The organism is Xanthomonas arboricola pv. populi (assembly GCF_002939945.1).
Lineage (GTDB): Bacteria > Pseudomonadota > Gammaproteobacteria > Xanthomonadales > Xanthomonadaceae > Xanthomonas > Xanthomonas arboricola_A.
In genome coordinates, this window is the sequence record NZ_MDEB01000004.1 from 171,438 (window position 1) to 190,461 (window position 19,024).

Below are 19,024 nucleotides of genomic sequence, written 5' to 3' on the forward strand. Positions count from 1 at the left end.
CCGCAGTTCCCGCTGTCCCTCCCAATGCCGGAGATGTTTGCAGTGAACTATCGATCGGTCCTGTCTGGGGTGTCTTCCCGTGCGTCGGCGCTGCGCCGCGCAGCGCTTGGTATGGTGTCGCTGCTTGCTGTCGGCACGGCCGGCGCACAAAACCTGCCGCAGAGTACGACGCTGACCAACGGCATCAATACCGGCGGTACCAGCTATCTGGATGGCTTCACGCGCACCACGCCCGGCTGGGCGGTGATCACCTATCTGCGTCAGAGCTCACTGGATGCGATCAAGGATTCCCGCGGCAACGACGTGCCGGTGTTCGACCGCCCACGCATCGATTCGACGCTGCTGCTGACCCAGGTCGCCTATGTCACGCCGTACAAGCTTTTTGGCGGCGCACTGGGCATCAACACGCTGCTACCGCTGATCAATCTGGATGCCTCGTTCGGGCCCAACAGCATTGCCACCTTGCGCGACAACGGCGCCGGCGTGGGCGACCTGACCTTTGGGCCTTATCTGCAGATGCTGCCGGTGATCCGCAATGGCAGGCCGGTGTTTTCGCAGCGCTTCGAAATCGATGCGATCGCGCCGATCGGCAAGTTCGACCGCGATCGCGATCTCAATCAGGGCGCCGGCTACTGGTCGCTGGTGCCGCAATATGCATTCACCGTGTTCCCGACGGCCAACTGGGAAGTCAGCGCACGCATCAACTACATCTACAACTTCCGCAGCGAGCGGCGTCCAAACCTGCCGCCGGGTGTTGAGTTCCGCAACGGCCAGGCCGGCGATGCGGGCTGGATCAACGTCGCCACCTCCTGGGACGTGGCACCCGCCATCCGCCTCGGCGTGAATGCCTATTACCTCACCCAGTTCCGCGACAACCGCACCAATGGGCAGCGCGTGGCCGACACCCGCCAACGCGTGTTCTATGCCGGCCCCGGCGGTGTGTGGCGGATGGATGCCAACAACATGCTGTTTGCCAATGTGTATCTGCCGGTGGAGGTCAAGAACGCGGCCTCCGGCACCAATGTCAACCTGCAGTACGTCCATGTGTTCTAGCGCCGGCGCAGTCGGCCTCTTCGGAGAGTGGCAATGAATTTGCAGAACAAGACGATCGTGGTCACCGGCGTGGCGTCGGGCATCGGTGCCGAAGTCGCGCGCCTGGCCCGTTTCCATGGCGCCAAGGTGATCGGCATCGATCGCACGCCGGTGCAGATGTCGCTGCATGGGTTCCACCAGGCCGATCTGGGCGATCCGGCGTCCATCGATGTGCTGGTAAAGGCATTGCCCGAGCGCATCGACGCGCTGGCCAACGTGGCTGGCGTACCCGGTACCGCACCGCTGGAACTGGTGGCACGCGTCAACTATCTGGGCCTGCGTCATTTAAGCCAGGCGCTGCTGCCGCGCATGACTCCCGGCGGGTCCATCATCAACGTGGCCTCCATTCTGGGTGCCGAATGGCCGCAGCGCCTGGAGCTGCACAAGCAACTGGCCGCTACCGACAGCTTCGCGGCCGGCACTGCATGGTTGCAGGCGCATCCGGTGACGCACGACACCTGCTACCAATACTTCAAGGAAGCCTTGATCGTGTGGACCCTGCTGCAGTCGCGGCCCTGGTTTGCCGAGCACGGCGTGCGCGTCAACAACGTTTCGCCGGGACCGGTGTTTACGCCGATTCTTGGCGATTTCGTCACCATGCTCGGCGAGGAGCGCGTCAAGGACGATGCCACGCGCATGACACGACCGGCGTACGCCGACGAAGTGGCCGAGGCCATCGTCTTTCTCGCCTCCGATGCTGCGCGCTGGATCAACGGCATCACCCTGCCGGTCGACGGTGGGCTGGCATCCACCACGCTATAAACCCCCACAACTGTCCTTAGCAGGAGGCTAGACCATGAATGCTCTCCCCACCACCGCAGTATCCGCGCCCACGACTCCGGCGTGGCATGGCTGCATCTTCAATGGCGAATGGGTGCCCGGCAATGGCGGCACCCTGGAAATCGTCGAGCCGGCCACTGGCCGGTTGCTGCACGAGGTCGGCAAAGCCGACTTGGCCGATGTCGCCGTAGCGGTGGCGCAGGCCAAAAAAGCGCAGCGTGCGTGGGCCGCCACCGGGCCGCGCGAACGTGCCGCCGTCTTCCACCGTGCCGCGCAGTTGATGCAGGCGCGCAGTGCGGAAGCGGCCTTGCTGATTGCGCGCGAGACCGGCGGCATCCTGCCCAAGGCCGAGCGCGAAGTGAACGAGGCCGTGGTGTTGTATCAGCAGGCTGCCGGCATGCCGCTGCAGGCGATGGGACAGGCGCTGCCGACGGCAGCCGGGCAACTCAGCCTGGCGCGGCATTTGCCACTGGGTGTGATCGCGGTGATTTCCCCGTTCAATTTTCCATTGATTCTGTCGCTGCGCTCGGTCGCACCGGCGCTGGCCATGGGCAATGCGGTGGTGATCAAGCCCGATCCACGTACGCCGTACACCGGTGGCGTGGTCATCGCGCAGGTGCTGGAAGAAGCCGGCCTGCCCAAGGGCTTGCTGCATGTGCTGCACGGCGACGCAGCCATCGGTCAGGCGCTGGTCGAATCACCGGATGTACCGATGATTGCCTTTACCGGTTCAACCGCCGCGGGCCGGCGCATCGGCGAGATCGCTGGCCGGCACTTGAAGAAGGTCTCGCTTGAGCTGGGCGGCAACAACGCGGTGATCGTGCTCGACGACGCCGATCTGGACAAGGCGGCATCTGCAGTAGCTTTCGGCGCCTACATGCATCAAGGACAGATCTGCATGGCCACCGGCCGCGTGCTGGTCCAGCGCGGGATTGCCGATGCATTCACCCAGCGGCTGGCCGAAAAAGCCAGGCACCTGCCGGTCGGCGATCCGGTCAGCGGTACGGTGGCACTGGGTCCGATCATCGACCAGCGCCAGCTGCAGCGCGTGATCGATATCGTGGACGACAGCGTCGCTGCCGGTGCGGTGGTGGAAGCCGGTGCCAGCAACGAAGGCCTGTTCTATGCGCCGACGGTGTTGTCCAACGTGCGTCCGGGCATGCGTGCATTCGACGAGGAAGTCTTCGGCCCGGTGATCAACATCAGCGTGTTCGACACCGACGAAGAAGCTGCGGAACTGGCCAACCACGGTGAGTACGGTCTGGCTGCAGGCATCCTGTCGGCGTCGGTGTCGCGCGCGATGAGCTTGGGCGACAAGCTCCATATCGGCCTGTTGCACATCAACGATCAGACCGTGGTCGATGAAGTCATCAATCCCTTCGGCGGTACCGGTGCGTCGGGCAACGGCACCAGTGTCGGCGGACCGGCCGATTGGGAGCAGTACACCCACTGGCAGTGGTTGACCATCAAGAACGAAGTGCCGCAGTACCCGTTCTGACCGACGTGGGGCAATCGACTGAGCCAATGGCCCTGCAGCAAACCTCGCAGCGTCGAGTGCGCGGTGCCCTCACCGCTTGCGGGACACGCCGTGAACCCGTCCCCGGGGGCTCGGTGGCGGCATCCATGCCGCCACACGGTCCCGCAACCGGCAAGGACACCGCATCAGACAGTGTGCTGGTTGCTTTGTTGAAAACCATGCATACCGACCATCCCGACTGGCTCTTGCCCGCGCGCCGTCGCGGGACCTTACGCGGCATGGATGCCGCAACAGGGACGTACTTGCGGCGTTTCCCGCGATGGTGGGTGGGCAGGGGCCCTGCAACCGAGTCACAGATCTGCCACTCTGCGACCGACGCATCCGCACCTTTCATCACTTTTCAAGGCGATCGAGGGCTTGAGCTTCAGGAGTTTTTGTCAGCCGCTCTTACTCGCCAGCGCGGAATTGCGTCGGCGAGCAGCCTGCGTGGCGGGCGAAGTAGCGGCTGAAGTACGCAGCGTCGAAAAATCCAAGGCTGGCGGCGATCTGCTGCACGCTCAGGCCGGTGTAGCGCAGGCTGCGTCGTGCTTCGAGCATGATCCGGCGCTGCAGTAATTGCAGTGCCGAGGCGCCGGCCAGTCGCTGGCACAACGCGTTGAGATGGCCCGGAGTCAGGCCCAGGCGTTCGGCATAGCGGGAGATTGGCCAATGCGCACGGTAGTGCTGGTCGATCAAGGCCTGATAGCCGCGGAGATGGCGCAATGCCGGATCGGCCTGTGGGCTTACCGCAGCTGCATCTTGTGCGCGTTCCAGTGCGGTGCGGGCGGTCCAGATCAACAGCTGCGTCGCAGCCGCCTGCAGCGCGGCCTCGTGGCCGATGCGCTGGCGCGCGTGATCGATGGCGATGGTGGCGAACAACACGTCGAGCAATGCGCGTGATCGATTGACTTGCAATACCAAAGGCGCCGCCAATGCGCGCTGCAGCAAGGGTGCACAGCTCAGCGCACTGCGCACCAACGGCATGCACAAGGTGATGATGTGTCCGCGCACCTGTGGATCGAATCCGAAGCCGTGCACGCATAACGGTGGCAGCCACACCACGGTTGCGCCGCGCACGCGCTGGCTGCGGCCATCCAGCTGCAGCGTCGCCGGCCCGCGCTGCACGTAGAGCAGCTGCGCCAGGTCTTCGTGGCGGTGCGGCACGATATGCCAATCATGCAACCGGCTACGTGCGGCGATCGACTCCCAGTGCAATAACTCCGGCGCGTCGGCATCGTGCTCGCCGTACAGACCGAAGGCCGGAACATGGGTGGCTGCAGCAATGTCGGTTGTGTGTGGGGGCATCGTTGAAAAGTCCAAGCACTGCGCGCAATCATCCCTTCAAAGCGCAGGCTTGGCTACCGACACTGGCTGTATCAGCCGGCTGAGGCAGGAGCAGTGCATGCGAACCCAGATTGCGATCATCGGCGCAGGTCCCTCCGGCCTGCTACTTGGCGAGTTGTTGCTGCGCGCCGGTATCGACACCGTCATGATCGAGCGGCAGACACCGGAGCATGTGCTCGGCCGCATTCGTGCCGGCGTGCTGGAGCAGGGCAGTGTGGAGCTGCTGCAGCGCGCAGGCGTCGGCGAGCGCCTGCAGCGCGAAGGCTTGCCGCATCACGGCTTCGAACTGTCGCTGGACGGCCAGCGTGAGCGCATCGATCTGTTGCGCGGCTGCGGGCGTGGCGTCACCGTCTACGGCCAGACCGAGGTCACCGCCGATCTGATGCAGGCACGTGCGCGCAGCGCTGCGCCGACGTACTACAGCGCGCAGGACGTGACGCTGTGCGGAGTCGACAGCGACGCACCCGCGGTGGAATTCAGCCACGACGGCGGGTGTCAGCGCATCGACTGCGACTATATCGTCGGCTGCGACGGCTTCCATGGCATCAGCCGCGCGAGCATCCCGCCCGAGCGGCTGCGCCTGTTCGAGCGTGTGTATCCGTTCGGATGGCTGGGCGTGCTTGCCGACACACCGCCAGTGCACGATGAGCTGATCTACGCACGTCATCCGCGCGGGTTTGCGCTGTGTTCGATGCGCTCGCCCACACGCACGCGCTATTACGTGCAGGTGCCGGCCGATGCGCAGGTACAGGCATGGAGCGATCAGGCGTTCTGGGATGAGTTGCGTGCGCGGCTGCCCGAGACGTTGGCTGCGCAACTGGTCACCGGGCCATCGATCGAAAAGAGCATTGCGCCGTTGCGTAGCTTCGTCGCCGAACCCATGCAGTACGGGCGCCTGTTCCTGGCCGGCGATGCGGCGCATATCGTGCCGCCGACCGGTGCCAAGGGCTTGAATCTGGCACTTGCCGATGTCGGTCTGCTCGCGCAATTGTTCGAGCGCTGGAACGTACGTGGCGATGCCGAGGTGCTGCAACAGTACTCGGCGCTGGCGCTGCGGCGCGTCTGGAAGGCCGAACGGTTTTCATGGTGGATGACCACCTTGCTGCATACCTTCGACGACCAGGACGCGTTCACCGCACGCATTCATGCCGCTGAACTGGATTATCTGCTGGGCAGCGACGCAGGGCGCACCACCCTGGCCGAAAACTATGCCGGCCTGCCGCTGGTGGAGCTGCCTGATTGAGCGCAGCCATGGACGCTGCCGGACATGCCTCGTGCGTGCGCGAGAGAACATCGACTTCAGCGGTTACCTGCCGATTACCACCAATGCCGGAAGTGCCCTGGTTCACTCCAGGGCGGCTAGCGGGCGAGCGGACCCGGTCGGTAGGCTGGCGGCGACGCGTAGAAATCGTTGTGTGCAAGGACGCGTCATCCCCCAATCAGCGGCGCATCGTGCTGGCGTCCTCAGCGAGCGCAGTGCCCGTCTCCACCCAGGAGTGCTCCATGAAAACCCTGTTCTCCCGCGCCTTGCTACTGGTCATGCTGGTGGCGCCGGTGGCTGCGTTCGCGCAGACCGCAGTAACTGAAAATCCCAACCACCAGAAGATGCTGCTCGGCTCCACCTGGTATGAAACCGCCAACAAGCGGCTGGTCTACGATTTCTGGCGCACCGTGTTCGAAGCAGGCCAGGTGCAGTACGCGCCGATGTACATGGACAAGAACTACATCCAGCACAACCCGAATGTGGCGAACGGCCGCGATGCGTTCATTGCCTTCCTGACCGCGTTCGTGAAGCCGACGCCGGTGCAGCCGCGCGTGCAGTTGCCGTTGGTGGCCATTACGGCCGACGGCGATCTTGTGACGCTGGTGTCGGTGCGCACCTTGCCCAATCCGAACAAGCCGGGCACCACCTACACCACCACGTGGTTCGACATGTTCCGTATCGAAAAAGGCCTGATCAAGGAACACTGGGATCCGGACACGATTGCCGGCCGCGCCAATACCGGCGGCCAGTAATTGCGGCATCACTGCAGGGCTGCACAGTGCCGTCCTGCGTGCGTCGTCCATGCGCGTAGCTGTCATAACCTTGCGCCCACCGGATGGTGGGCGCAGTCGTTTGAGCGCAGCTGTCAGCTGATGCGGAAGCCCATCGTCGCTTCCACCGCCTGCTGCCAGCCGGCATAGAGCTGCTCGCGCTTGTCGTCGGCCATGGTCGGCGCGAAGCGCCGATCCACTGCCCACTGCTTAGCGATCTCTTCGCGGCTGCTCCAGAACCCGGTTGCCAGACCGGCCAGATAAGCCGCGCCGAGCGCGGTGGTTTCGGCCACTTCCGGGCGCAGTACCGGCACGTTGAGCATGTCGCTCTGGAACTGCGCCATGAAGTCGTTGGCGATCGCGCCGCCGTCGGCGCGCAGTTCCTTCAGCTCGATGCCCGAATCGGCCTGCATCGCAGTGAACACGTCGCGGGTCTGGTACGCCATCGATTCGACCGCTGCGCGCACGAAGTGTTCCTTGGTGGTGCCGCGGGTCAGTCCGAACACTGCACCACGGATATCGCTGCGCCAATACGGCGCGCCCAGGCCGACGAAGGCCGGTACCAGATACACCCCATCGTTGTCGCCGGCACGTTCGGCATAGGCCTGCGAGTCGCTGGCCTTGCCGAACATGCGCAGGCCGTCGCGCAGCCATTGCACCACCGAGCCGGCAACGAAGATCGAGCCTTCCAGCGCATATTCGACCTTGCCGTCGATACCCCAGGCGATCGTGGTCAACAGGCCTGCCTTGGACGCAACCGCCTTGTCGCCGGTATTCATCAGCGCAAAGCAGCCGGTGCCGTAGGTGTTCTTGGCCATGCCCGGCTCGAAGCAGGCCTGGCCGAACAGGGCGGCCTGCTGATCGCCGGCGATCCCCGCGATCGGCACCTGCTCGCCGTAGAAATACTGGGTCTGGGTCATGCCGTAGATTTCGCTGGACGAGCGCACCTCCGGCAGCATCTCCTTCGGCACGTCGAGCATCGCCAGCAGTTCGGCGTCCCATTCCAGCGTGTGGATGTTGTACATCAACGTGCGCGAGGCATTGGTGTAGTCGGTGACGTGCACCTTGCCGCCGGTGAGATTCCAGATCAGCCAGCTGTCGATGGTGCCGAAGGCCAGCTCTCCCTTGCGTGCGCGTTCGCGTGCGCCTTCGACGTGATCGAGAATCCACTTGACCTTGGTGCCGGAAAAATACGCATCGATGAGTAACCCGGTCTTGTCGCGCACCATCTGCTCGTGCCCGGCTTCCTTGAGCTGGGTGCAGATGTCCTTGGTCTGCCGCGATTGCCACACGATGGCGTTGTAGATCGGCTGGCCGGTGGCCCTGTCCCACACCACTGCGGTTTCGCGCTGGTTGGTGATGCCGATGCCGGCGATCGAACGCGCATCGATCTGCGCATTGTTGAGCAGCTCGGTGATGGTGGTGTAGACGCTGGTCATGATCTCGCGCGGATTGTGTTCCACCCAGCCCGGCTGCGGAAAAATCTGGCCGAACTCGCGCTGGGCCACGCCAGCCACTTTGCCGTTGCGGTCGAACAGCATCGCGCGCGAGCTGGTGGTGCCTTGATCGATCGCAAGGACGTATTGCTTTTCCATCGGATATTCCTTCAGCAAGGCCGGCGCTGGCGCACGGCGAGAAAGTGGGCAGTGCACGCCCCTGCTCTACAGGCCGATGGAACTCAAGGCCTGCCCGGCAGCGGCGCTGTGCTGTCAGTCGTGCAGCAGTGCGATCAGCGCGGATCGAGCGGTGGTTTGCCGCCCTGCAGATGGCGCACGCGCGCCGGCAGGAACGGCAGGATCAACCACTGGTAGGCGAGCGCGCCGATGGGACCGCCGATCAACGGGCCGACGATGGGAATCCACCAGTAATTGTCCTTGGCCGGCAACGCGGCCTCGCCCCAACCGGCAAGGTAGGCGAACAAACGCGGGCCGAAGTCGCGCGCCGGATTCATCGCCCAGGCTTCCAGATACCCCATCGATGCGCCCAGCGTCGCCACCAGCAGGCCGATCATCAGCGCGCCGGAGTTGGCGGTCGGCGCGGCTTCGTTGAACTGTTCGGTGATGGCGAAGATGCCGAAGATCAGGAACGCGGCGATGATGATCTGGTCGACCAGCGCATGCATCGGCGTGACCGCAAGGCCGGGTGCGGTGAAGAACACCCCGGCGGCGCCGCCGGCTTCGCGGGTGAGCTGCTGCACCTGGTTGTAGTGGTCGATGACCGGGCCGTACATCTGGTAGACGATGGCCGCGCCCAGAAACGCACCGATCACCTGCGCGCCCCAGTACGGCAGCACCTTCTTCCAGGAGAAACCGCGGAACAGCGCCAGCGCCAGCGTCACCGCCGGATTGGCATGCGTGCCTGACACCGACCCGGTGACATAGATCGCCAGCGTCACCGCCAGGCCCCAGGCGATGCACACGCCCCAATAGGCGTTCTGATATGGGCTGGGATCGTAGAGGATGTACATCGCCGCGACCGAATCGCCGAGCGCGATGATGATGAACATCGCTACCGCTTCGGAGATCAGCTCACCCACGAGTTGGCGACTCATGCGCGCGACCTCGTGCCGATGGCGACGACGCAGACAGGGGGATGCGAGGCGCGCATCGGCGCGCAGGGGTCTTCGGTAATACTCATCAGGGGTGCCCTCCACGTGACTCAGGATGATGCGGCGAATGCGCCAGGATACGTTGCCGCGCGACCCGTCCTCGCCGGCAACGCGGTTCGATCAGGCCGACACGACGTCCGCCTGCCGGCTCGATTGCGTCTGCAGATACGCCTCCAGGCGCTCGCGCCCGGCCGCGTCGATGCGCAGGCCGAGTTTGCTGCGGCGCCACAGGATGTCGTCGGCGGTCACGGCCCACTCATGTGCGCGCAGGTAATCCACCTCGGCCTGATACAGATCGGCACCGAAGTGCGTGCCCAAGGCGGCGATGTCCTGCGCCTGGCCCAGCAGTTGCTCCGCACAGGTGCCGTAGTTGCGCACCAGCCGGTGTGCGGTGGGCGCCGGCAGCCACGGGCGCGCGTCGCGCACGCGCTCGAGCAGGCTGGCGATATCGCGTTGTTCGCCGCCGGGCAATGCATCGCCACGCGCGGTCCATGCCGGCTTGCGCGCGCCCAAGGCCTGGGTCAGGCGATCGACCCCTTCTTCGGCCAGCTTGCGATACGTGGTCAGCTTGCCGCCGAACACGTTGAGCAACGGTGCGCCTTCGTTGAGCACTTCCAGCTGATAGTCGCGGGTGACTTCGGCGGCGTTGTCTTCGGCATCGTCGAGCAGCGGGCGCACGCCGCTATAGCTCCACACCACATCGGCGGGGCTGATCTGCTGCTGGAAATACAGGTTCACCGCCTCGCACAGGTACTGCACCTCGGCCGCATCGATGCTGGGCGCGGCGGGGTCGGCCTGGTAATCCACGTCGGTGGTGCCGATCAGGGTGAAGTCGTGCTCGTAGGGGATGGCGAACACAATGCGCCGATCCGGTTGCTGGAAGATGTACGCGTGATCGTGGTCGAACAATTTGGGCACCACGATGTGGCTGCCCTTGACCAGGCGCAGCGCATGTTTGTGCGGCACCGCGGCGACCTTGTCCAGGAACGACACCGCCCACGGGCCGGCCGCATTGGCCAGCGCGCGCGCCTGCACGGTGCGACGGTGGCCATCGCGGTGTTCCAGTTCGGCATACCAGAAGCCCGCATCGCGCCAGGCACCGACGCAGCGCGTGCGGGTATGGATGTGCGCGCCACGCCTGGCGGCATCCATCGCATTGAGCACCACCAGGCGCGCGTCCTGCACCCAGGCATCGGAGTAGACGAAGCCGGTGCGCAGCGATTCCTGCAGCGGCTGGCCGACCGGGTGCGTGCGCAGCGACAGCCGGCGCGAGCGCGGCAGACTGCGCTTGCTGCCGCCGAGATGGTCGTACAGGAACAGGCCGGCGCGGATCATCCAGGCAGGGCGCAGGTGCGGCTGGTGCGGCAGCAGGAAGCGTAACGGCCAGATGATGTGAGGGGCCAGCCGCAGCAGCACTTCGCGCTCGGCAAGCGCCTTGCCGACCAGCGCGAACTCGTATTGCTCCAGGTAGCGCAGGCCGCCGTGAATGAGCTTGGTGCTGGCGCTACTGGTATGTGCGGCCAGATCGTCCTGCTCGCACAGGCACACCGACAGGCCGCGCCCGGCCGCATCGCGGGCGATGCCGACCCCGTTGATGCCGCCGCCTATCACCAGAAGATCGTATGTCTCGCCCATCGGTGTCTCCGTCCGGGCGCGCCTAGAGCGAACCCAAGTTGTCATGTTCGAACATATTCGAACATCACACCTTTTCGGAACGTGAAGAGCCGTGAGTCCTGAGCTTCAAGCGTCTGCGACGTTGAAAAGCTATTGAAGCCAGGATTTCGATCGCCTGAGTAGATCGTTTGAGGCGATCCAAATGGTCTGTTCGCACCGTAAACGCACAAAAACGAACAATCGGCTCAGCCGGCGTCGCCAGGCTTGGCCAGATGCACGCGGGTGCCGGCCTCGGCCAGCACTGCAGCCAGCTCCTGCGGCGGCGGCCGGTCGGTGAACCAGTCGTGCACCTGGGCGATCGCGCCCAGTCGCACCATGGCGTTGCGGCCGAACTTGCTGTGATCGGCGGCCAGCAGCACCTGCCGCGAGTGCTCGATGATGGCCTGCGCCACACGCACTTCCTGGTAGTCGAAATCCAGCAAGGTGCCGTCCAGATCGATGCCGGAAATGCCGATCACCCCGAAGTCCACCTTGAACTGCCGGATCAGCTCCACCGTCGCCTCGCCGGTTACGCCCTGGTCGCGCCCGCGCACCACGCCGCCGGCCACGATCACCTCGAAGCTGGGGTTGGCGCTGAGCATCACCGCCACGTTGAGGTTGTTGGTGATCACGCGCAGGCCGCGATGCTGCAGCAAGGCACGCGCGACCTCTTCGTTGGTGGTGCCCAGGTTGATGAATAACGAGGCATCGTCGGGAATGAAGCGGGCGACCTGCGCGGCGATATGCTGCTTCTCGCGCGCCTGCAGCGCCTTGCGCGCGGTGTAGGCCAGGTTTTCCACGCTCGAAGGCATGCTGACGCCGCCGTGGTAGCGGCGCAGCACGCCGGCATCGCACAGCAGGGTCAGATCGCGACGGATGGTCTGCGGCGTCACCTCGAAGCGCGTCGCCAGCCCTTCCACCTCGGCGAAGCCCTGCTGCCGCACCAATGCCACCAATTGTTCCTGACGCGGGTTGAGCGCCGGCGCCGGGATCGTCCTGTAGTGAGTCGACTCCATGCGCAGATGATCGCGCATGTGCGTGAGGATGCAAACACGGCTGCTTGCAAGCCGTAGCGAGCAGTCGTCAGATGGGCGTGGACGGCACGCGCAGAAACCGCAGTGTGCGAGTGGCACACGCCGCAGCGAGCGCCGGCCGCGCCTGCCTGATGGTTGGCGTAGCAGTTTTGACGCGCTCTCAGCCCAGCTCGCCGCGGTAGCCGGTATCGATGCTGATGCTGCCGCCCACTGCGCGCGAGACGCAGGCGCACAGCTTGCGGTTCTCGCGGCGCTGTTCGTCGCTGAGGAACACATCGCGGTGATCGATATCGGCGGCGCTGTCCAGTACCTCGACCGCGCACAGCCCGCATTCGCCACGCCGGCATTCGGCGATCAGTTCCACCCCGGCATCGGCCAGGGCATCCAGCATCGATTCGTTCTCGGCCACCGGCACTTCCAGGCCGAGCCCGGGCAGCTTGACCACGAACGCCTGCGCCGGCACCCGCCCGCTATTGCCGAAGGTTTCGAAATGCAGTCGCGCACGCGAACGCCCGGCGGCGTGCCAGTGCTGACGCACCGCTTCGAGCATGCCCAGCGGCCCGCACACATACACCTCGGCATTGGGCGACAGGCGTGCCAGCTCGGCGGCAAGATCCGGCGGGCCAGCGCTGTCGTCGCATTGCAGTTGCAAACGCTCGCCGAGCAGCGCTTCCAGTTCGTCGACATAGGCCATCGCACTGCGCGTGCGGCCGGCATAGAGCAGGCGGAACGCGCGGTGGCGGCGCGCCAGCCGCTGCGCCATGCCGATGATCGGGGTGATGCCGATCCCGCCGGCAATCAGCAGGATCTCCTCGCCGCCTTCATCCAGCGCGAAGTTATTGCTGGGCGGGGAGATCTCCACCACATCGCCGGGCTGCAGCGTCCACATATGCCGCGAGCCGCCGCGGCTGTCGGGCATTTGCCGCACCGCGATCTGGTAATGGCCATCGGCACGCGGTTCGCCCACCAGCGAGTACGAGCGCACATCGGCGCGGCCATGCAACTGCACGCGAAAATCCAGATGGCTGCCGACCTCGAAGCCGCGCGCCGCGGTGCCGGGATCCAGCACGATTTCGCGTACGCCTTCGCAGGCATCGGCAATGCTGACGACGTGGGCGCGGTGCCACTGGGTGTCTTTACGCATGGGGAACTCCGGGCAGAAGGGTGTGCTGGCTGCTGCCAGCGTTGGATGTATGGGCGCGGCCGATCAAGGCGCCACCGCGCACCTGGGTGATCGCCGCCGGGGTTTGCAGCGCGTGGCGCAGATTGCGATGGGCCAGCCGTGCGTGTTCGCGCATCAGCGCTTCGGCACGCGTGCCCTGGCGGTCTTCGATGGCGGCGATGATCTCGCGGTGCTGGTCCTGCGCCAGGGTCAGGATCAGTCGCGCCTCGGCGCTGGTGGTCTGCGCCATGACCAGACTGTTGGGCGAGGCGAACGGCAGCTGCAGCACGCGGGTGAGCTCACGGCCCAGGACATCGCTGCCGGCCATGGCCACCAGCAACGCGTGGAACTGCGCGTTGGCCTGCACGTACGCGCTGAAGTCGATGGCGTGCAGCGGCGAGCCGACGATGCGGTCGAGGGTGTCCAGCAACTGGCGTGCCTGGGCCAGCGACGCGGCGGACGCTCCGCGTTCGGCCGCCATGCGCGCGGCCAGGCCTTCGAGCGTGCCGCGCAGTTCGATCGCATCGTGCACATCGCGTTCGCTGAAGGCCTGCACCGCATAGCCGCCGCCCGGCAATGCGCTGGCCAGGCCTTCTTCGCACAGCCGCTGCAACGCGGCGCGCACAGGGGTGCGCGACATGCCCAGCCGCTGCACGACCGCCAGCTCGGACAGCCGCGCGCCGGCCGGCAGGGTACCGTCGAGTATCAGTTCGCGTAGCGACAGCAGCGCGCGCGTGGTCTGCGCGGCACTGCTGCGAAACGGGGTGGTGGGTGACATGCGGACCTCCGGCGCGGTGCCTAGCCCACCATGCGCAGCGACAGTTCCTGCGCGCGCTGCTCTTGTGTGATCAGCCGATCGATCACACGGCGCGCCCACATCCCGCCGGCATCGACATTGAGGTTGTAGAAGGTGTGATCCGGATGCGCGTCGATGGCGCGCTGCTGCGCTTCCAGCACCGCCTCGTCCTCGCCGAACACGCCGGTGACGCCTGCACGGGTCAGCGTGGTCAGGGACTGATCGTGCAGCGCGTAGTTGCGCATGAACGCCCAGAAGTAGTGACAGGTGGTGTCGGTTTCGGGCGTGATGGTATTGAGCACGTAGCCGTTGACGCCCTGGCTGCGATCGCCCTCCGGCGCACCGGTGCCGGCGATGGCCACACCCACGTCGATGGCGATGGTGCCGGGCGCTTCGAAGCGGATGATCTGCCAGCGATCGACCTTGCCGCGGTAATCCAGATGGCGCGCGATCTGGCTGGCCCAGAACGGCGGCGCGTCGATATTGCGCATCCAGCGCGACACCACCACCGAGCGGTCGCCATGCATCACCTCGAACGGCGCTTCGGCGATCTCGTCCTGGCCGATGCTGGAGCCATGCACGAAGGTCTCGTGGGTCAGGTCCATCAGGTTGTCCAGCACCAGCCGGTAGTCGCACTTGGCATAGATGGTGCGGCCATCGCCGGCCCAGGCCGGGTCGTGCGCCCAATGCAGATCGGGAATCAGGCGGGTGTCGGCCTGCGCCGGGTCGCCTGGCCAGATCCACACATAGCGATGCTTCTCGGCCACCGGAAAATTGCGCACGCACGCGGAGGGATTGATGGTCTCCTGCGAGGGCATGTGCACGCAGCGGCCCTGGCTGTTGTAGACCAGCCCGTGATAACCGCACACCAGATCGTCGCCGCGCAGCTTGCCCATCGACAGCGGCACCAGGCGATGCCAACACGCATCTTCGAGCGCGATCACCGCCCCGGCAGTGGTGCGATAGACCACCACATCCAGGTTGCAGACCTTGCGCGGGGTCAGCGCGTGCTTGATCTCGTGGTCCCAGGCGACGGCGTACCACGCGTTGAGGGGAAACAGCTGCTTGGACTGGGACATGACCGTGGCTCCTGGGGTTTGTATACAACCTGGGGTGCGGACCGGCAGCGGTGTGCCGGCTGGCGACCAGTTGACGCGCATGCCGGCGCTGGCGTCTGCTTGCAAGCGAAGTTATGTATACACCGGAGACAATGTTGAAGCGTCAGTCGCCTATCGAAATTGTGCGATTATCGAATGTGTACACCGATAATCGCATTGACCGGGCTGTGCAGCTGCGCCTAACGTGACGGCACGCTCGCTGCGCAGGACCCTAAGCCATGGCCCAGATCGTCTCCCTTTCAGAAGCGGTGTCCCAGTTGATCTCAGACGGCGACTGCGTCGCGATGGAAGGCTTCACCCATCTGATTCCGCATGCGGCCGGCCATGAGGTGATCCGCCAGCGCAAGCGCGGCCTGCACCTGGTGCGCATGACCCCGGACCTGATCTACGACCAGCTGATCGGCGCCGGCTGCGCGTCGGCATTGCGGTTTTCCTGGGGCGGCAATCCCGGCGTCGGCTCGTTGCACCGGCTGCGCGATGCGGTCGAACATGCCTGGCCGCAACCGCTGCAGATCCGCGAACACAGCCATGCCGACATGGCCAATGCATACGTGGCCGGGGCATCGGGCCTGCCGTTTGCGGTGCTGCGCGGTTATGTCGGCTCGGACCTGCCGCGCGTCAACGACAGCATCAAGTTCCTGCAATGCCCGTACACCGGCGAGACGCTGGCCACCACGCCGGCAGTCAACCCCGATGTCACCGTGATCCATGCGCAACAGGCCGACCGCCGCGGCAACGTGCTGCTGTGGGGCATCCTGGGCGTGCAAAAAGAGGCCGCGCTGGCCGCGCGCAAGGTGATCGTGACAGTGGAAGAGATCGTCGACACGCTGGAGGCGCCGCCCAACGCCTGCATCCTGCCGCGCTGGGTGGTCGATGCGGTCTGCCACGTGCCCGGTGGCGCGGCGCCGTCGTACGCGCATGGCTATTACGCCCGCGACAATCGCTTCTATCTAGCCTGGGATGCGATCGCCCGCGACCGCGCACGCTTCCAGGCCTGGATCCAGGCGCACATTCTCGACACCGAGGACTTTGCAGCCTTCCAGCGCGTGCACGCGCACTCGCTGCTGCAGGTGGCCGCATGAGCGACTACAGCACCAACGAGATGATGACCGTGGCGGCTGCGCGTCGCCTGCCCGATGGCGCGGTGTGTTTCGTCGGCATCGGCCTGCCATCCACCGCCGCCAACCTGGCGCGGCTGACGCATGCGCCGGATGTCACCCTGATCTACGAATCCGGGCCGATCGGCGCGCGTCCGGAGGTGCTGCCGTTGTCGATCGGCGACGGCGAACTGGCCGAAACCGCCGACACCGTGGTCTCCACGCCGGAGATCTTCCGCTACTGGCTGCAGGGTGGTCGCGTGGACGTGGGCTTTCTGGGCGCGGCGCAGATCGATCGCCATGCCAACCTCAACACCACGGTGATCGGCCCGTACGACGCGCCAAAAACGCGGCTACCCGGCGCCGGCGGTGCGCCGGAGATCGCGGCCAGCGCCAGACAGGTGTTCATCATCATTCGCCAATCCACACGCAGCTTCGTGCCCACGCTGGACTTCGTCACCACGGTCGGGCATCTGGACGGTGGCGACGCGCGGCAACGTGCCGGCCTGCCCGGTGCCGGCCCCACCGTGGTCGTCACCGACCTGTGCGTGATGGAGCCCGACCCCCTGACCCGTGAACTCACCGTCACCACCTTGCATCCAGGCACCACCCGCGAACAGGTGAGCGCGGCCACTGGCTGGCCGATCCGCTTCGCCGACGATCTGGCGCAGACCACCCCGCCCAGCGCTGCGGAATTGCAGGCACTGCGCGCGCTGCAGGCACGTACCGACGCAGCGCATGGCAAGCAGGCAGCCGGAGCCGAGGCATGAGCGAGGTCTATCTGGTCGACGGCATCCGCACGCCGATCGGCCGCTACGGCGGTGCACTGGCCGGCGTGCGTGCCGACGACCTGGGCGCGATACCGATCGCCGCGTTGATGGCACGTAATCCGCAACTGGATCCGGCGCTGATCGAAGACGTGTATCTGGGCTGCGCAAACCAGGCCGGCGAAGACAATCGCAATGTCGCGCGCATGAGTCTGCTGCTGGCGGGGTTGCCCAGTTCGGTGCCGGGCAGCACGCTCAATCGCCTGTGCGGTTCCGGGCTGGATGCAATCGGCACGGTGGCGCGCGGCATCCGTGCAGACGAACTGGGGCTTGCGATTGCAGGCGGTGTCGAATCGATGTCACGTGCGCCGTGGGTGATGGGCAAGGCCGAAAGCGCCTTCGCACGTACCCAGCAGCTGGAAGACACCACCATGGGCTGGCGCTTCGTCAATCCGCGCATGCAAGCCCAGTACGGCGTGGAACTGATGGGCGAAACTGCCGAAAACGTTGCGCAGCGTCATGCCGTCGCGCGCCAGGATCAAGATGCTTTTGCACTGCGCAGCCAGCAACGCACAGCCGTTGCACAGGCAGCTGGTTTCTTCGATGGAGAAATCGTCCCGGTGACCGTGCCTGGACGCAAGGGGGGCGAGGCGCTCATTGTCGATCGCGACGAGCACCCGCGCGCCAACACCACCGCCGAGATGCTGGCCAAGCTCAAGCCGGTGTTCCGCCAGCCCGGCACGGTGACGGCCGGCAATGCGTCCGGTCTCAACGATGGTGCTGCCGCCGTGCTGCTGGCCTCCGCTCAGGCGGTACGGACGCACGGGTTGACGCCACGCGCACGCGTGCTCGGTTTCGCCTCTGCCGGTGTGGAGCCGGCCTACATGGGCATTGGCCCGGTGCCAGCCACGCAGCGCCTGTTGGCGCGGCTGGGCCTGACCATCGAGCAGTTCGATGCGATCGAACTCAACGAAGCCTTCGCCGCGCAGGCGCTGGCCTGCACGCGCGCGTTCGGCCTGGCCGACGATGCCGCACACGTCAACGCCAATGGCGGCGCCATCGCGCTGGGTCATCCCCTGGGCATGAGTGGCGCGCGGCTGGCGTTGACCTTGTTGCGGCAACTGGAAGCGGGCAACGGGCGGCTTGGTCTGGCCAGCATGTGCATCGGGGTCGGGCAGGGCGTGGCGCTGGCGATCGAGCGCGTGTAATGCGCCTGGTGCAACCACTACTGCCGTTACCGCACGCCCACAGTGTTCTCGCCCCCGCCGTAGAGCGACCGATGGAGATGCAGCATGCGCGATCCCACGTCTGACACGCCAATCGATCCGCTGCTCGGCTATCGCCGGCCGCGGATCGGCTCGCAGCCGGCCTACCTGCATCTGCCCTACGCATCCACCGCATTGCGCGGCCCCACGCGCGCGCCGATCGATATCCCGGCCACGCTGTCGGAAGTCACCGGACCGCAATTGAATCGGCTCACCCTGGGCGAGCATGCCGCCGATCTCACTGCCGGCTTTGCGGGCGAGCCGTTGGGCGAGCGCATCATCGTGTCCGGGCGCGTGCTCGACGAAAACGGCAAGCCGGTGCGCAACAGCGTGGTGGAAGTGTGGCAATGCAATGCCGCCGGCCGTTATCAACATGCCGGCGATCGGCATGATGCACCGCTGGACCCCAACTTCCGCGGCACCGGCCAGGTGCTCACCGACGACCACGGCCGCTACGCGTTCAAGACCATCAAGCCGGGCGCGTACCCGTGGCGCAATCACTACAACGCCTGGCGGCCGGCGCATATCCATTTTTCGCTGCATGGCGATGGCATCGGACAGCGGCTGATCACCCAGATGTACTTCCCCGGCGACCCGTTGCTGGCGCACGACCCGATCTACAACTGCGTGGACGATGCGCAGGCGCGCGAACGCATGGTGTCCAGCTTCGACTGGGAAAACGCGGTGAGCGAATATGCGCTGGCCTACCGCTTCGACATCGTGTTGCGCGGTCGCAAGCAAACGGTCTGGGAGTGAAT

At 65.6% G+C, this 19,024-nt stretch carries 17 protein-coding genes and 1 other RNA gene; 9 read left to right on the plus strand and 9 right to left on the minus strand.

The window, feature by feature from the left end; translation table 11 throughout:
• Window positions 1-24: 24 nt before the first annotated feature.
• The 3 genes from XaplCFBP3123_RS12935 to XaplCFBP3123_RS12945 are packed head-to-tail and all read left to right on the plus strand — an operon-like array spanning window position 25 to window position 3,370.
• Window positions 25-1,053: a SphA family protein gene (locus tag XaplCFBP3123_RS12935; RefSeq protein ID WP_429001628.1), complete on the plus strand. Its 1,029-nt coding sequence runs from the start codon at window positions 25-27 to the stop codon at window positions 1,051-1,053.
• 33 nt (window positions 1,054-1,086) lie between these two features.
• The gene (locus XaplCFBP3123_RS12940) at window positions 1,087-1,854 is read left to right on the plus strand and encodes a coniferyl-alcohol dehydrogenase (RefSeq protein WP_104534411.1); all 768 of its coding nucleotides are present in this window, start codon (window positions 1,087-1,089) and stop codon (window positions 1,852-1,854) included.
• A gap of 34 nt (window positions 1,855-1,888) precedes the next feature.
• The gene (locus XaplCFBP3123_RS12945; protein ID WP_104534412.1) at window positions 1,889-3,370 is read left to right on the plus strand and encodes a benzaldehyde dehydrogenase; all 1,482 of its coding nucleotides are present in this window, start codon (window positions 1,889-1,891) and stop codon (window positions 3,368-3,370) included.
• A 426-nt stretch (window positions 3,371-3,796) separates the two neighbouring features.
• Here XaplCFBP3123_RS12945 and XaplCFBP3123_RS12955 read toward each other — a convergent pair whose 3' ends face one another.
• Window positions 3,797-4,693 carry a helix-turn-helix domain-containing protein gene (locus XaplCFBP3123_RS12955; protein ID WP_104534413.1) on the minus strand — a complete coding sequence of 299 codons (897 nt, stop codon included), beginning with the start codon at window positions 4,691-4,693 and terminating at the stop codon, window positions 3,797-3,799.
• A 97-nt stretch (window positions 4,694-4,790) separates the two neighbouring features.
• On the opposite strand from XaplCFBP3123_RS12955, the gene pobA reads away from it, so the two are divergent.
• Both pobA and XaplCFBP3123_RS12965 read left to right on the plus strand, forming a co-directional pair.
• Window positions 4,791-5,975, plus strand: coding sequence for a 4-hydroxybenzoate 3-monooxygenase (pobA, locus tag XaplCFBP3123_RS12960; RefSeq protein ID WP_104534414.1), 1,185 nt, complete (start codon window positions 4,791-4,793; stop codon window positions 5,973-5,975).
• Between the two features lie 260 nt (window positions 5,976-6,235).
• Window positions 6,236-6,748: a nuclear transport factor 2 family protein gene (locus XaplCFBP3123_RS12965; RefSeq protein ID WP_104534415.1), complete on the plus strand. Its 513-nt coding sequence runs from the start codon at window positions 6,236-6,238 to the stop codon at window positions 6,746-6,748.
• A 113-nt stretch (window positions 6,749-6,861) separates the two neighbouring features.
• Here XaplCFBP3123_RS12965 and glpK read toward each other — a convergent pair whose 3' ends face one another.
• The 8 genes from glpK to XaplCFBP3123_RS13005 form a co-directional block, all read right to left on the minus strand.
• The gene (gene glpK, locus XaplCFBP3123_RS12970; RefSeq protein WP_104534577.1) at window positions 6,862-8,361 is read right to left on the minus strand and encodes a glycerol kinase GlpK; all 1,500 of its coding nucleotides are present in this window, start codon (window positions 8,359-8,361) and stop codon (window positions 6,862-6,864) included.
• 134 nt (window positions 8,362-8,495) lie between these two features.
• Window positions 8,496-9,317, minus strand: coding sequence for an MIP/aquaporin family protein (locus XaplCFBP3123_RS12975; protein WP_104534416.1), 822 nt, complete (start codon window positions 9,315-9,317; stop codon window positions 8,496-8,498).
• 177 nt (window positions 9,318-9,494) lie between these two features.
• Entirely contained in the window at window positions 9,495-11,009 is a 1,515-nt protein-coding gene (gene glpD / locus XaplCFBP3123_RS12980; protein WP_104534417.1) for a glycerol-3-phosphate dehydrogenase, read from the minus strand.
• Between the two features lie 224 nt (window positions 11,010-11,233).
• On the minus strand, window positions 11,234-12,061 hold the full coding sequence (locus tag XaplCFBP3123_RS12985) for a DeoR/GlpR family DNA-binding transcription regulator (RefSeq protein ID WP_104534418.1): 828 nt from the start codon (window positions 12,059-12,061) through the stop codon (window positions 11,234-11,236).
• Between the two features lie 23 nt (window positions 12,062-12,084).
• A non-coding RNA gene (locus tag XaplCFBP3123_RS12990) (sX9 sRNA) lies at window positions 12,085-12,162 on the minus strand.
• A gap of 59 nt (window positions 12,163-12,221) precedes the next feature.
• Window positions 12,222-13,205: a PDR/VanB family oxidoreductase gene (locus XaplCFBP3123_RS12995; RefSeq protein WP_104534419.1), complete on the minus strand. Its 984-nt coding sequence runs from the start codon at window positions 13,203-13,205 to the stop codon at window positions 12,222-12,224.
• Entirely contained in the window at window positions 13,198-14,001 is an 804-nt protein-coding gene (locus tag XaplCFBP3123_RS13000; RefSeq protein ID WP_104534420.1) for a GntR family transcriptional regulator, read from the minus strand. Before XaplCFBP3123_RS13000 ends, XaplCFBP3123_RS12995 begins: the two co-directional genes overlap by 8 nt.
• A gap of 20 nt (window positions 14,002-14,021) precedes the next feature.
• Window positions 14,022-15,098: an aromatic ring-hydroxylating dioxygenase subunit alpha gene (locus tag XaplCFBP3123_RS13005; protein WP_104534421.1), complete on the minus strand. Its 1,077-nt coding sequence runs from the start codon at window positions 15,096-15,098 to the stop codon at window positions 14,022-14,024.
• A 257-nt stretch (window positions 15,099-15,355) separates the two neighbouring features.
• Between XaplCFBP3123_RS13005 and XaplCFBP3123_RS13010 the strand changes: the two genes are divergently transcribed.
• The 4 genes from XaplCFBP3123_RS13010 to pcaH all read left to right on the plus strand — a co-directional run bounded on the left by XaplCFBP3123_RS13010 (window position 15,356) and on the right by pcaH (window position 19,022).
• Window positions 15,356-16,219, plus strand: coding sequence for a CoA transferase subunit A (locus tag XaplCFBP3123_RS13010; RefSeq protein WP_104534422.1), 864 nt, complete (start codon window positions 15,356-15,358; stop codon window positions 16,217-16,219).
• The gene (locus XaplCFBP3123_RS13015) at window positions 16,216-17,004 is read left to right on the plus strand and encodes a CoA-transferase subunit beta (protein ID WP_104534423.1); all 789 of its coding nucleotides are present in this window, start codon (window positions 16,216-16,218) and stop codon (window positions 17,002-17,004) included. The genes XaplCFBP3123_RS13010 and XaplCFBP3123_RS13015 overlap by 4 nt, the downstream gene beginning before the upstream one ends.
• Window positions 17,001-18,209 carry a 3-oxoadipyl-CoA thiolase gene (gene pcaF / locus XaplCFBP3123_RS13020; RefSeq protein ID WP_104534424.1) on the plus strand — a complete coding sequence of 403 codons (1,209 nt, stop codon included), beginning with the start codon at window positions 17,001-17,003 and terminating at the stop codon, window positions 18,207-18,209. Before XaplCFBP3123_RS13015 ends, pcaF begins: the two co-directional genes overlap by 4 nt.
• Before the next feature lie 84 nt (window positions 18,210-18,293).
• A complete protein-coding gene (gene pcaH / locus XaplCFBP3123_RS13025) occupies window positions 18,294-19,022 on the plus strand; it encodes a protocatechuate 3,4-dioxygenase subunit beta (protein ID WP_104534425.1) in 729 nt (242 codons plus the stop codon).
• The last annotated feature ends 2 nt before the right edge of the window (window positions 19,023-19,024 follow it).

Coding starts and splice junctions, on each gene's coding strand:
- XaplCFBP3123_RS13005 (WP_104534421.1), bottom strand. CDS start 15,098: ATGTCCCAGTCCAAGCAGCTGTTTCCCCTCAACGCGTGGTACGCCGTC.
- glpK (WP_104534577.1), bottom strand. CDS start 8,361: ATGGAAAAGCAATACGTCCTTGCGATCGATCAAGGCACCACCAGCTCG.
- XaplCFBP3123_RS12935 (WP_429001628.1), top strand. CDS start 25: ATGCCGGAGATGTTTGCAGTGAACTATCGATCGGTCCTGTCTGGGGTG.
- XaplCFBP3123_RS12975 (WP_104534416.1), bottom strand. CDS start 9,317: ATGAGTCGCCAACTCGTGGGTGAGCTGATCTCCGAAGCGGTAGCGATG.
- XaplCFBP3123_RS12940 (WP_104534411.1), top strand. CDS start 1,087: ATGAATTTGCAGAACAAGACGATCGTGGTCACCGGCGTGGCGTCGGGC.
- pobA (WP_104534414.1), top strand. CDS start 4,791: ATGCGAACCCAGATTGCGATCATCGGCGCAGGTCCCTCCGGCCTGCTA.
- XaplCFBP3123_RS12995 (WP_104534419.1), bottom strand. CDS start 13,205: ATGCGTAAAGACACCCAGTGGCACCGCGCCCACGTCGTCAGCATTGCC.
- glpD (WP_104534417.1), bottom strand. CDS start 11,009: ATGGGCGAGACATACGATCTTCTGGTGATAGGCGGCGGCATCAACGGG.
- XaplCFBP3123_RS13015 (WP_104534423.1), top strand. CDS start 16,216: ATGAGCGACTACAGCACCAACGAGATGATGACCGTGGCGGCTGCGCGT.
- XaplCFBP3123_RS13000 (WP_104534420.1), bottom strand. CDS start 14,001: ATGTCACCCACCACCCCGTTTCGCAGCAGTGCCGCGCAGACCACGCGC.
- pcaF (WP_104534424.1), top strand. CDS start 17,001: ATGAGCGAGGTCTATCTGGTCGACGGCATCCGCACGCCGATCGGCCGC.
- XaplCFBP3123_RS12945 (WP_104534412.1), top strand. CDS start 1,889: ATGAATGCTCTCCCCACCACCGCAGTATCCGCGCCCACGACTCCGGCG.
- pcaH (WP_104534425.1), top strand. CDS start 18,294: ATGCGCGATCCCACGTCTGACACGCCAATCGATCCGCTGCTCGGCTAT.
- XaplCFBP3123_RS13010 (WP_104534422.1), top strand. CDS start 15,356: ATGGCCCAGATCGTCTCCCTTTCAGAAGCGGTGTCCCAGTTGATCTCA.
- XaplCFBP3123_RS12965 (WP_104534415.1), top strand. CDS start 6,236: ATGAAAACCCTGTTCTCCCGCGCCTTGCTACTGGTCATGCTGGTGGCG.
- XaplCFBP3123_RS12955 (WP_104534413.1), bottom strand. CDS start 4,693: ATGCCCCCACACACAACCGACATTGCTGCAGCCACCCATGTTCCGGCC.
- XaplCFBP3123_RS12985 (WP_104534418.1), bottom strand. CDS start 12,061: ATGCGCGATCATCTGCGCATGGAGTCGACTCACTACAGGACGATCCCG.